Source organism: Micavibrio aeruginosavorus EPB, assembly GCF_000348745.1.
GTDB lineage: Bacteria > Pseudomonadota > Alphaproteobacteria > Micavibrionales > Micavibrionaceae > Micavibrio > Micavibrio aeruginosavorus_A.
Map to the genome: position 1 here is coordinate 1,708,540 of NC_020812.1, position 11,784 is coordinate 1,720,323.

Sequence of the window (11,784 nt, forward strand, 5' to 3'; positions counted from 1 at the left end):
GCGCGATGCCATCGGAAAAACAGCGGCCGGATTACCTGCTCTGGGGATCGGGCACCATTATTATTGCGGGCGTATCCGCACATCTGATCTGCAATAGCCTAAATATCACAGCACCACTGGTTCACCATTTCGGTCATGCCGTCCTCGATTTGGTCAGCATGATGTGGTGGGGCGTTATTCTTGGGCTTATCGTTGTTGGCTTGATGAGCCGCGTGCCCCGTGAATATTTCACGGCCATGCTGGGTCGCGGTGACAGTGTGGGTGGCATTTTCCGCGCGGCGGCGGCAGGATTGCTGCTCGACCTTTGCTCGCACGGCATTTTGATGGTGGGCGCAAAGCTTTATGAACGTGGGGCCAGCCTGGCCCAGGTCATGACGTTTCTGATCGCCAGCCCCTGGAACTCGTTCTCCCTTACCCTGATCCTGATTGCTATGGTCGGGCTGAAATGGACGTTGGTCTTCATCGTGGCATCGGCGGCCATTGCGATTGCCACGGGATTTATGTATCTGGGCCTGACGCGCGCCGGCATTTTACCGGACAACCCAAACAAAACCGATCTGCCGGATGGGTTTAATATGATGGCGGATGCCAAAGCGCGTTTGAAACATTTCAAATTCACCCGATCCTTTGCCGTTGATGTATTCCGCCATGGCTGGATGGATGGAAAAATGGTCTTGCGCTGGTTGGCGTTCGGGATCGTGCTGGCCGCGCTGATCCGTACATTCGTCCCCGAGGATACGTTTGCCACATGGTTTGGCCCGACGATTGCCGGATTGTTCCTGACCCTGATCGCAACAACGCTGATTGAGGTGTGTTCCGAAGGGTCCACGCCGATCGGGGCCGATCTGGTCACACGCGCCGCCGCGCCGGGCAATGGCTTTGCCTTCCTGATGGCCGGGGTATCGACGGATTATACGGAGATGATGGTCCTGCGCGATATGACGAAATCGTGGAAGATTGCGCTGTCCCTGCCCCTGCTGACCGTGCCGCAGATTCTGGTTCTGGGGTGGATTATGAACCAGTTCGGGGCGGGTGGTTAAACAATCACCAAGCCGTAAATCAGCAATACGCTGGCGATAATCGTCAGCGGCCAGGCCACCGTGCCCGGCAAACCGCCGCGGACAAAGAACCAGTATTGCACAAAGAACATCGGGATGGATGCGACCATAAACATGCGCAGGCGCAACCCCGTCACCATGTTCCATTCAGGGAACAGCACCAGGCTGATAATCAATGTCAGGCATAACAGCCCGGCCATGCCCTTGTACCAGACATCGGCATAATCGGAAAACCGCACCGACACACGAATAAAAATCCAGAAGATCGCCGGGATGGATACAAACACCGCCATCCACAGCGCCGTGTTATAGGCGAAGGAATCTTCGAACAAATAATGGAGAAATCCACCCCACCCATCGACCCGCCAGGCGATACCGATGATAGAGGCGATATAGGTCAGACTGACCACCGGGAGATAACGGCGGACGATAATGTCGTAAAAATCGCGCGGTACAAACCGCGCGTTTTCATCAGGCTGTATATCAAATGATTGTTTTTGCGGACGACGCGAGAACATTATCTTTTCTTCTTCCCACCGCAGGGGAATGTTTCATACAAAGCCATAACAACGGCCGGGGCCGCCACGAACGTATCGTGCTGCGGATTTTTATTGAGATAGGCCAGAACCACGGCATGCAGACGGTTCATCGACGTATTCACGGGCAGGCAGAACCGTACCTCGGGTGCCATTTTCATGGACAGCATCAGATTGTGGTAGTCGACCACGCCGGAAATATAGGCCTGACACGCCGCGTGGCCGCCACGCACCGCTTCCTTGCCTTCATTATCCACGCCACAGACATAGCGCAGATAGGCCCCGGAAAAACGCGCCCCCTCGGCCCGGGCATCGGATGCACCGACGCCCAGAATTGCAACCATCATGGTCGCCCATAAAAGGGTTTTGATGGTTGTGGCGACCATTATTTGCCGTCGCTGGATTTCAGTTGCTGCAAAATGGCGAACGGTGAATCGGCCTTGGTTTTGGCTTCGGCAGAAATCACATATTCCTTGCGCTCGCGTGGTTCCGGCTTGCCGCCCTTGCCTTTGTTAAAGGGCTTGCGGTCGCCGTGTTTCTTGTCGCCGAATTTCTTTTCACCACCGGGTTTACGGTCGCCATGCGGGCGTTTTTCATGATGGTCGCGGCGCGGCGGACGGGATTCATTGGCCTTGCCGCGTTTCAGGCGGAACGTTGCCAAAACCGGTTTTGCGACGGCGGCTTCGGCTGTTGCGTCTTCTGTTTTGGCTTCGGCAGGCTCATCCGCCTTCACCTCGGCAATCAAGGATTCCGCGGTGACTTCAGCCACAGGCGTTTCAGCCGGGGTTTCAACAACACTCGCCTCGACAGGGGCCGGTTTGTCTTCGACCTTTTTGTGGCCCATTGATTCCAGAACCTTGTACAGATCCGGAATGGAACAGCCCAGCCATTCGGCCATTTCGTGCTTGGCCTGAAACTCACCTTTGACCGCGTTGTCGTAAATCGCGCTGATCAAACGATCCAGCATATCGACGCGGATCACACGACCGCCATAAACCGGATAACCGATGGAGCGGAAATACACCGGGTCAATCGCGGCTTCGTCCACGATTTTCGAAACCATGCCATCATTCGGCACATCGGCGGGCAAGGTTTTGTCGTGCCACAGGGACCACAGCAACGCGCGCAAGCGCACCGCCGCCGGTTTGTTGAGCGCAGGCAGGAACACCAAAACGGGCCCCAGACGAATTTTGCGCGCACGCAAAGCCGCACGATCTTCCGGCGTCAATGTACCGATCAATTCTTCGACCTGCGCACGCGGAACGATACCCAACCCTTCATACACCTGCCACGCAATACCGCGCACAGCCGGGGTGATTTTGTCGTCTTCGGCTTCCAGCGCCTTCAACGGTTCCAAAACGGTGGCGATGTGGTGCGTGTGCAGCCATTCGCGAATATGATCCGTCACGGCGGCCTTGTCCTGCCCCTGCAGCAAATCGCTGTCGATCACATCGACATCCGGCTTCATCAGGGATGCGCCCTTGCGCACGCGTGCGACCGCTTCGCCCGGCAACGGATTGGTTGCATCCTTTTGCCAGAAAATTTGACCATCATCGGTCAGGCGAAATTGTTTCGGTACGGAATTCAGCATAATCTTTAATCTTCTCTCTATTTCCGGTTTCAGGGCGCTGCGCGCCGCTGTCATCACCGCCTTGCGATCTGCACCGCCGGCGGATTCATCTGGAATAAAACGGAAGGCCTGAAGATGTCCGACCTCGTGCCCTTCGACCACGACGGAGCCATCGCCCCGCACACCGGCCAAAAGGGGACCACCCGATTCCAGCGAGCGCATCAACACCGCCGAACGGCGATCGACAAAACGCTGGGTCAGACAATCATGCAGGGCATCGGACAGGCGATCCTCGATCGCCAGTGTTCGTGCCTGCCACGGGGCAGCTTTCTGCAGCCATTCCGATTTATGCGTAATATACGTCCAGGTGCGAATATGTGCAATGCGGGCCATCAGAGAATCGACCTCGCCATCCACACGATCGAGGCGGGAAATCTGGGCCTCGACCCAGTCCTCGGGCAGGCTCCCCCGGGTTTTCAGGTGTAAAAACACCTGTTCAACAAAGGCTTGGTGGGATTCGGACAGGGTTTTGCGAAAATCCGGGATCTGGCACACCTCCCAGAGCAGTTGGATCATCTCCGGCCCCTGAACGGCCTGTAAAATGCCCTCCCGCTGGGCCAGATGGGCCAAAGCGGCGTAATCATCGGCCGGGCGGCCCCGCTGCAGCAGGCTGGACCCCGACCCCACCTCCAGCGACCGGAGCAGGTTGGGAATGGTCGAAAAATCCAGCGCCGCGTTCCGCCAGTAGATAAAGGGCAGCGGGTCAAAGATATGATGTTCAATCGCCTCGACCATATCCGGGTCCAGCCCCGGTACGGGGCCCGTGACCCCGAATGTACCGTCCCGCACATGGCGTCCGGCGCGACCCGCGATCTGCGCGATCTCGGCCTTGTCCAGCGACCGGATATGCGCGCCGTCAAATTTCCGTGTGGCGGCCAGCGCAACATGGTGAATGTCCATGTTCAACCCCATGCCGATGGCGTCGGTGGCGACCAGAAAATCGACCTCGCCGGATTGATACATTTCCACCTGTTTGTTCCGCGTGCGCGGGGACAGTGCACCCAACACCACCGCCGTGCCGCCGCGATGCCGCCGGATCAGATCGGCGTTGGCATAAACATCATCCACCGAAAACGCCACCACCGCCGTGCGTTTGGGCAGGCGCGTGAGTTTTTTGTACCCGCGATAGGTCAGTTGCGACAGGCGCGCACGGCTTTCAAATTCGATATTGGGGATTAGGGCCTGCATCAACGGGCGGATGGTTTCCGCACCCATAAACATGGTTTCAACGATGCCGCGGGACCGCAGCAAGCGATCGGTAAAAATAAAACCGCGTTCCGGATCACCACAGAGTTGGATTTCATCAACAGCCAGAAAATCGAACTTTTGATCCGTCGGCATGGATTCGACGGTGCAGACGTAATAGCGCGCATGCGGCGGGATGATTTTTTCCTCCCCCGTCACCAGGGCCACGGCCTGCACGCCCTTGCGTTCAACGATGCGGTCATAATTTTCGCGGGCCAGCAGACGCAACGGAAACCCGATCACACCGTTATGGTGCGTCAGCATCCGTTCAATCGCCGTATAGGTCTTGCCCGTGTTGGTCGGCCCCAAAACGGCCAGAACCCGTCCGGGTGTGCGTATGGCGGTATTTGTGCGCATCCCTGTCATAATCTCTATTGATATATGATATTTCCCGTGATTATCAGCCGAAAAATCCCTTTCGCGGGGTATATGCACGGTTTCCTTTCTGCTAACGTAGGCCCCGGTTTTTCCCTGTTTTTCACCGGAGCCCGCACCATGATGACCACCCGCCTGTTGTCCCTGTCCCTGCTCAGCCTTTTGATGATCTCGACGGCTCCGGCCCACGCCGCCGTTGACCCCGCTGGCGCAGATGCGGTGCGGATGCTGGTCGCCAATTATCTGGACAACCAGAAAAATGCAATCAACGCCGATGGCGACATGACCATGGTGACCAAGGGCGATATTACCGTCAAAGCCGCGGGCGATTACTACGCCACCACCCTGCCGCATATCAGCATTCAATATGATGATGGCAGCGTGTTCGAAATCGGCACCATCACCGCCAATATTGCGCCGGGGGATGCCCCCAATTTGTGGAAAATGACGTGGGCCCTGCCCCAACCGATGACGATGATCGGCGCCAACAAAAAACCCGAAGCACGCGTCACATTCGATGACCAGAGCTTAAGCGGTGTCTGGCATTCAGATATCAACACGTTTGTACAGTTGAACGCCCAGTATAAAAATATCGTCGCAACCGTTTATGACGAAAAAAATGCACCCGATGTCACCGTAGCCCTGCCAGAGGCACGTTTCGGCATCAATCTGAAACAGGGGGCCAACGGCAACTGGTCCGGCCCCAGCCATTACACAGCCCACAACATCACCGTGGAAAGCCCGCAGGAACCGGGCTTTGTCAAAATCGGAAAAATTGATGCGATTGGCGAAATCACAGATTTTTCCCCCGCAATGGCAAAGGATTTTGAAGACAAAATCAGCGCCATGAGCGAGAGCATGGCCGACGGTGCCGTCCCCAGCGCGGGGCATGTGCAAGGCATGTATGATCTGGTGCTGAGCTATGTCGGCAATATTTGCGATTCCATGGCCACCAAATTTTCCATTCACGATTTTCAGGTGAATGCACCAGCCAAGGGCGAAAAACCGGCGCAAAAATTTGGGATCCAGACCATCAGCGCCGGGTTTGGCATGAAAGGATTCCGCAGCAATGATGTCAGCCTGAACATGGAACTGGATTATGACGGGTTCACGGCAGAACCCAAACTGGACCAATCCGAAACCGTTCCGACGGAAAGCCGAATTGATATCACCATCAAAAAGATTCCGTATAACGAGCTGGTTGAACTGGGTCGCTCCACATTGAAAAGCAGCATGGACAGCGGCGCTGGCGCACAATTGGCCGGGTTACAAGCCATGATGCTGATCCCGCAACTTCTGACCAATGCGGGAACGACCGTCAATATCAAGGACACCAATTTTGGCAACGACCTGTATGGCCTGACCATGAACGGTGACGTTGTCGCCAACATGCAAAGCGTTTTGAGCGCCACGGGCAAGGCCCGGATTGAAGTCGCCGGGATGGACAAGCTGATCGCGGAAGTCAAAAAGCAATCCGAAACCGCGGCTGACCCCGCTGTTAAACAGCAGATGGCCGAAGTTCTGGCCGGCCTGACCATGTTGCAAATGGTCGGGCAACAGCAACCGGGCACCGATGCCCAGGGGCGCGCTGTACGCACCTATGACATTGAGCTGACCAAGGAAGGTCAGATGCTGATGAACGGCACGGATATGACCACCCTGCCCGGATTGATGAAACAGCCGTAATCAGGCCAGAAGATACCCCAGCAACGCATTCAACCGTTGCCGCCCGCTGGGCGTGGCAATGATATGGGTGTTGGTTTTGACCAGATACCCCTCGCCCACCATGGCCGCAATTTTGGCGGGGTCGATGGCGGATGAAAAATCCATGCCGCTTTCGCGTTCAATCCGCGCCATCGGCACACCTTCATCCAGACGCAAGCCCATCATCACGCATTCATTCAAGCGCGATTCCGCCAGTACGGGTTCAAAATCATGCGACCCGTGCCCGGAATCATGCACACGGTCCAGCCAGATTTCCGGCGCGCGGTGCGCGCGTGTGGCCGTTTTCACGCCGTCCAATGTCAAACGCCCATGCGCCCCCGGCCCCACGCCGACATAATCGCCATAGCGCCAATAGGTCAGGTTATGGAACGATTCCTGCCCCGGCACGGCGTGGTTGGACACTTCATAGGCGGGCAGTCCGGCATCCGCCATCATGGTTTGCGTTAATTCATATAAATCTGCGGCAGTGTCTTCGTCCGGGATCTGAAATTCACCGCGCTGGTGGCGCGTGAAAAACGGTGTGCCCGGTTCGATGGTCAGTTGATAGAGCGAGAGATGCCCACCATTCATGGCCAGCGCCTCACCCAACTCCGCCCGCCACGCATCCACGGTCATGCCCGGACGCGCATAGATCAAATCGAACGTGTAACGGTCAAACACCTTCGCCGCGATATCCAATGCCCCACGCGCATTTTCAACCGAGTGGAACCGCCCAAGAAATTTCAGATCATCATCGCGCAATGATTGCACGCCAACCGATACACGGTTGACACCAGCGGATCGAAAACCCCGGAATTTTTCAATTTCGATGGATGTTGGATTGGCTTCCAACGTGATTTCCAAATCATTGGCGACGTGCCAGTTTTTGACAACGGCATCAATCGCCGCCTGCACCGTTTCCGGCTCCATCAATGATGGCGTCCCGCCGCCAAAAAAGATGGACGTCACGCGCCGCCCCTGCGTCAGGCCCGCATAATATTCAATTTCCCGCACCAACGCATTGCGCCAATCGGCGTGGTCGATACGTTCACGAACATGGGAATTAAAATCACAATACGGGCATTTGGACGCACAGAACGGCCAATGGATATAAACACCAAACAGATCCGATGAATCCGGGACGATCATCATAGCGCATCAACCAGCGCGGCAAAGGCGTTGGCGCGATGGCTATAGCCCTTTTTCTCTGCCGGGGTCATTTCACCGAAGGTCCGGGTTTCCCCATCGGGCACGAACATCGGATCATACCCAAACCCGCCCGTCCCGCGCGCGGGCCAGACCAGCGTGCCATTGACCCGCCCTTCAAACACATGTTCGGAGCCATCCGGGTAAACCAGCGCCAAAACGCAGATAAAATAGGCAGAGCGATCATCACCCGCACCCAATTTGTCATGCACGGTTTGCATGGCCATGGCAAAATCCTTGCCCGGCCCGGCCCAGCGCGCGGAATACACGCCGGGATCACCATTCAACGCATTTACGCACAGGCCGCTATCATCCGCCAGACATGGCAGGTTGGTGGCCTTGGCTGCCGCGTGGGCCTTCAGCAAAGCATTACCGACAAACGTGGTTTCGGTTTCGTCCGGCTCGGGCAAATTCAATTCGCCCGCCGATACGACATGAATGCCCATCGGGGCCAACATCGCCCCGATCTCGGCAACCTTGCCCGCATTATGCGTGGCCAGAACCAGTTTTTCGATGGTCGGCAAAGCCATGGCGTTTACGCCGCCTTCAATGCTTGTTTCGTCGCCAATTGCAGCGCCTTCAGATCGTTGCATCCCTGCTTGGCCAGCGACAGCAACGCCATAAATTGATCTTCGGTAAACGGATCTTTTTCCGCCGTACCCTGAATTTCAACAATGCCACCATTGCCGGTGATCACGAAATTTGCATCCGTATCGGCGGATGAATCTTCGATATAATCCAGATCCAGAACCGGAACGCCGTTATAAAGGCCGCATGAAATGGCCGCGACAGAATCTGTAATGGGCGATTGTTTCAACGCGCCAATGCGGATCAAATGTTCACACGCCATCCACAACGCAACATAACCACCCGTAATGGATGCCGTGCGCGTGCCGCCATCGGCCTGGATTACGTCGCAATCAATACGCACTTGGCGTTCGCCCAGCGCCTTCATGTCCACAACGGCACGCAAGGCACGACCGATCAGGCGTTGAATTTCCTGCGTCCGGCCCGATTGTTTGCCCTTGGCCGCTTCGCGGTCCATACGGCTGGATGTCGATCGCGGCAACATGCCGTATTCGGCGGTTACCCATCCGGCACCGGAATTTTTCATCCAGCCGGGGACCTTTTCCTCGACCGTCGCAGTGCACAGAACATGCGTATCACCGAATTTGACCATGCATGACCCTTCGGCATGCTTGGATACGTTCGGGATGATTTCAACAACGCGCAATGAATCGGGGGTCCGGCCGGAAGGTCTGGTCATTCTTTTGGTCCTTTTATAGTGAAACGGAGGGCACTTTACAGATTCGCCCTTTATTGTCAAACACCCCTTGGGCGTACTATATTTCATCCCATGATCCCGGAACTGAACCAACGATCGCGCGATATCTTCCGCTATATAGTGGATTCCTACCTGGCTGGCGGCGACCCGGTGGGGTCAAAAACCATTTCCCAATATATGGATATGAATCTGGGGCTTAGCATCTCCCCCGCGACCATCCGCAATGTCATGGCGGATTTGGAAGAAGCGGGTCTGCTCTATGCCCCCCACACCTCTGCCGGGCGGATGCCGACGCAACAGGGATTGCGCTTTTACGTCGACGGGTTGATGCAGGTCGGGCATCTGAGCGCGGATGAACGCCAGTATATTGAAACCTCGTGCACGCCGTCGGGCCGATCCGTCAACCAGATCTTGGAACAGGCCAGCACCATGATCTCGGGCCTGTCGGGCAGTGCGGGGATCGTCATTGCCCCCAAAACCGACAAACCCATCCGCCAGATCCAATTCGTGCGATTGAAAGATACGCAAGCTTTGGTCGTTTTGGTGATGCAGGACGGGTTGGTTGAAAACCGCGTCATGGATATTGACCGCGATATCACATCATCGGCACTTGTTATGGCCGCTAACTATTTGAATGACCGTTTGGCCGGACGCACATTGAACGAAGCGCGGTTGTTGATTGAACGCGAAATTGCGGAAAACCGCGCCCAACTGGACAGCATTACCACACGGCTGGTCCGCGATGGCATTGCCCTGCCCACGGATAAAAACAACGGTGTCATCATCGTGCGTGGCCAATCCAAATTGCTGGACGATGTGCGCGCGGTGGAAGATTTGGAAAACGCACGCACCCTGCTCTCCGCGCTGGAGGAACAGGAAACGATGATGCGGCTTCTGTCTGCGACGCACGGCGCACAGGGCATTCAAATTTACATCGGCACCGAAAACCAGATGTTCAGCCATTCGGGTTGGTCCATGGTTATTTCCCCGTATCGGTCCGAAGACCGGATTGTCGGTGCCATTGGCGTCATCGGCCCCACCCGGCTGAATTATGGCCGGGTCATCCCGATTGTGGATTATACGTCCCGCGTGGTGGAGCGGCTGCTGGGATAACAATCCACAACACATTGAAAACAAAGGCCGCCTTAAGGCTGGACACCGATTCGCCCCTGCGATAGCTTCGTGTGGTTTACAACCACGATTCGTGACCAGCGGGATAACCATGTTTTTCAACCGTTTTCATCGCGTATTTTTGACCACCGCCCTGCTGCTTGGCATGGCGGGCGGAGCCGTGGCCGCAACCGACAAAGAAAACTTTGACGAAAATGTCAAAACCATCACTCCCCGCACGATCAGCATCAGCCTGTTGCGTCCCGACGACGGCAGTGGCGAGGCCGTCTTGCGCATGATGGCACCCAACGCGATCAGCGGATGCCCGATCATCGGCCCCATTGAAACCGAAATGAATGTGAATTCCACGTATCTGGATATTACAGTCGATGGCTACACCATCGACCAGAATAATCTGGAGACGCATCGCGGGGCCTGTGACACCGCGCGCCAATATGCGTACGCCGATATTCCGCTAGATCGTGCGTTGCTGCACGGAAACAACGTGACCGAAATCCGTTTCACCGTGAACAATGAAATGGATTATTACACGGTCGATCTGAACGAAGAGCGTTTGGAATTGTTGCCGCGCCGCCAAATGCGCGTAAAGCCTGCGGGCGGTGCCGATGCCGCGACCGGCGGCCTGACCTTCTGGTACTATCCCAAGGGCACGGTCATTTTGTCGGTCCCCGCCGCCCCCGCCGGATCGGACACAACCAGCACGCTGGACCAGTTCGCATCCCAGCACGGATTAAAGCGACTGGACAGCGTGATGCATGGTTTTAGCGCCATCGCTGGAAAAGCCGGGCAAGCCTACTATATCGATGGGACTGGCGCTTTGGGGGCGATGGCCGGAAAAACCCCGGTCACCGTCGGAACAGCCATCATTGATGGCCGCACCGTCGATGTCTATGGCCACCAGCCCGGCATGAATGAATAAGAAAAACAAACAACCACAACAATAAAGTAAGCAGTACAGACCAATGACCGATCAAAATAACAACAACCCGAACGATCCCGCCAACATTGACCCGCTGGCCCCGACCGCGACAGGCGAAGATACCGGCGCAACGAATGGCGAACCCACCCCGGTGGATGAACGCGCCGCGTTGGAAGATGAAATCGCCCGGTTGAAGGACCATGTCCTGCGCGCACTGGCCGATGCGGAAAACACCCGCAAACGCGCCGCCAAGGAGCGTGAAGACGCGACAAAATACGCCGTCACCGGATTTGCGCGCGACTTGCTGTCCGTGGCCGACAATTTGCGCCGCGCGCTGGAAGCCATTCCGGACGAGGCCAAAAACGGCAATGACGAATTGTTTAAAAACCTGCTGGTTGGGGTTGAAGCCACCGAACGCGAAATGCTGCGCGCCTTTGAAAAACACGGCATTAAAAAGATCGAGCCGATCAACGTCCCGTTCGACCCGCACCAGCACGAAGTGATGTTTGAAGCCCCCATGCCCGGCAAACCGGCGGGCACGATTATTCAGCTGATTGAAGCCGGATATGTCCTGAATGACCGCCTGCTGCGCCCCGCCCGCGTGGGCGTGTCCCGCGCCGCTGATGGCGGTGAAGGCCCGGATTCAGGCCCGGGACACATTGATAAAACTGCGTAATTTTTAAATACTTGCATTT

At 56.3% G+C, this 11,784-nt stretch carries 11 protein-coding genes; 5 read left to right on the top strand and 6 right to left on the bottom strand.

What is annotated here, in order from left to right; all coding sequences use genetic code 11:
• Nucleotides 1-5 precede the first annotated feature (5 nt).
• Nucleotides 6-1,040, top strand: coding sequence for a permease (locus tag A11S_RS08000; protein ID WP_235067636.1), 1,035 nt, complete (start codon nucleotides 6-8; stop codon nucleotides 1,038-1,040).
• Here A11S_RS08000 and A11S_RS08005 read toward each other — a convergent pair.
• Genes A11S_RS08005 through A11S_RS08015 form a run of 3 tightly spaced genes read right to left on the bottom strand, consistent with a single transcriptional unit; the run spans nucleotide 1,037 to nucleotide 4,826 of the window.
• Nucleotides 1,037-1,576, bottom strand: a complete 540-nt coding sequence (locus A11S_RS08005; RefSeq protein ID WP_015468004.1) for a hypothetical protein — start codon at nucleotides 1,574-1,576, stop codon at nucleotides 1,037-1,039. The genes A11S_RS08000 and A11S_RS08005 overlap by 4 nt on opposite strands.
• Nucleotides 1,576-1,980 carry a Rap1a/Tai family immunity protein gene (locus A11S_RS08010; RefSeq protein WP_015468005.1) on the bottom strand — a complete coding sequence of 135 codons (405 nt, stop codon included), beginning with the start codon at nucleotides 1,978-1,980 and terminating at the stop codon, nucleotides 1,576-1,578. Before A11S_RS08010 ends, A11S_RS08005 begins: the two co-directional genes overlap by 1 nt.
• Nucleotides 1,980-4,826: a helicase-related protein gene (locus tag A11S_RS08015; RefSeq protein WP_041802605.1), complete on the bottom strand. Its 2,847-nt coding sequence runs from the start codon at nucleotides 4,824-4,826 to the stop codon at nucleotides 1,980-1,982. Before A11S_RS08015 ends, A11S_RS08010 begins: the two co-directional genes overlap by 1 nt.
• A gap of 138 nt (nucleotides 4,827-4,964) precedes the next feature.
• Between A11S_RS08015 and A11S_RS08020 the strand changes: the two genes are divergently transcribed.
• Entirely contained in the window at nucleotides 4,965-6,530 is a 1,566-nt protein-coding gene (locus A11S_RS08020; protein ID WP_015468007.1) for a hypothetical protein, read from the top strand.
• Here A11S_RS08020 and hemW read toward each other — a convergent pair whose 3' ends face one another.
• The 3 genes from hemW to rph are packed head-to-tail and all read right to left on the bottom strand — an operon-like array spanning nucleotide 6,531 to nucleotide 9,021.
• On the bottom strand, nucleotides 6,531-7,700 hold the full coding sequence (gene hemW, locus A11S_RS08025) for a radical SAM family heme chaperone HemW (RefSeq protein WP_015468008.1): 1,170 nt from the start codon (nucleotides 7,698-7,700) through the stop codon (nucleotides 6,531-6,533).
• Complete coding sequence (gene rdgB, locus A11S_RS08030; RefSeq protein WP_015468009.1) at nucleotides 7,697-8,284, bottom strand: RdgB/HAM1 family non-canonical purine NTP pyrophosphatase; 588 nt, start codon at nucleotides 8,282-8,284, stop codon at nucleotides 7,697-7,699. Before rdgB ends, hemW begins: the two co-directional genes overlap by 4 nt.
• Nucleotides 8,285-8,289: 5 nt before the next feature.
• Complete coding sequence (gene rph / locus A11S_RS08035) at nucleotides 8,290-9,021, bottom strand: ribonuclease PH (protein WP_015468010.1); 732 nt, start codon at nucleotides 9,019-9,021, stop codon at nucleotides 8,290-8,292.
• 90 nt (nucleotides 9,022-9,111) lie between these two features.
• On the opposite strand from rph, the gene hrcA reads away from it, so the two are divergent.
• The 3 genes from hrcA (at nucleotide 9,112) to grpE (ending at nucleotide 11,765) form a co-directional block, all read left to right on the top strand.
• Nucleotides 9,112-10,152 (top strand): heat-inducible transcriptional repressor HrcA, encoded by a 1,041-nt coding sequence (gene hrcA, locus A11S_RS08040; RefSeq protein WP_015468011.1) that lies wholly within the window; start codon nucleotides 9,112-9,114, stop codon nucleotides 10,150-10,152.
• Nucleotides 10,153-10,261: 109 nt separating this feature from the next.
• Complete coding sequence (locus A11S_RS08045; RefSeq protein WP_015468012.1) at nucleotides 10,262-11,089, top strand: hypothetical protein; 828 nt, start codon at nucleotides 10,262-10,264, stop codon at nucleotides 11,087-11,089.
• Nucleotides 11,090-11,132: 43 nt separating this feature from the next.
• A complete protein-coding gene (gene grpE / locus A11S_RS08050) occupies nucleotides 11,133-11,765 on the top strand; it encodes a nucleotide exchange factor GrpE (protein WP_015468013.1) in 633 nt (210 codons plus the stop codon).
• The last annotated feature ends 19 nt before the right edge of the window (nucleotides 11,766-11,784 follow it).

Excerpts from the sequence above, each read along its gene's own strand:
- hemW (WP_015468008.1), bottom strand. The coding sequence starts at position 7,700 with ATGATGATCGTCCCGGATTCATCGGATCTGTTTGGTGTTTATATCCAT.
- hrcA (WP_015468011.1), top strand. The coding sequence starts at position 9,112 with ATGATCCCGGAACTGAACCAACGATCGCGCGATATCTTCCGCTATATA.
- A11S_RS08015 (WP_041802605.1), bottom strand. The coding sequence starts at position 4,826 with ATGCGCACAAATACCGCCATACGCACACCCGGACGGGTTCTGGCCGTT.
- grpE (WP_015468013.1), top strand. The coding sequence starts at position 11,133 with ATGACCGATCAAAATAACAACAACCCGAACGATCCCGCCAACATTGAC.
- A11S_RS08020 (WP_015468007.1), top strand. The coding sequence starts at position 4,965 with ATGATGACCACCCGCCTGTTGTCCCTGTCCCTGCTCAGCCTTTTGATG.
- A11S_RS08005 (WP_015468004.1), bottom strand. The coding sequence starts at position 1,576 with ATGTTCTCGCGTCGTCCGCAAAAACAATCATTTGATATACAGCCTGAT.
- rdgB (WP_015468009.1), bottom strand. The coding sequence starts at position 8,284 with ATGGCTTTGCCGACCATCGAAAAACTGGTTCTGGCCACGCATAATGCG.
- rph (WP_015468010.1), bottom strand. The coding sequence starts at position 9,021 with ATGACCAGACCTTCCGGCCGGACCCCCGATTCATTGCGCGTTGTTGAA.
- A11S_RS08045 (WP_015468012.1), top strand. The coding sequence starts at position 10,262 with ATGTTTTTCAACCGTTTTCATCGCGTATTTTTGACCACCGCCCTGCTG.
- A11S_RS08000 (WP_235067636.1), top strand. The coding sequence starts at position 6 with ATGCCATCGGAAAAACAGCGGCCGGATTACCTGCTCTGGGGATCGGGC.
- A11S_RS08010 (WP_015468005.1), bottom strand. The coding sequence starts at position 1,980 with ATGGTCGCCACAACCATCAAAACCCTTTTATGGGCGACCATGATGGTT.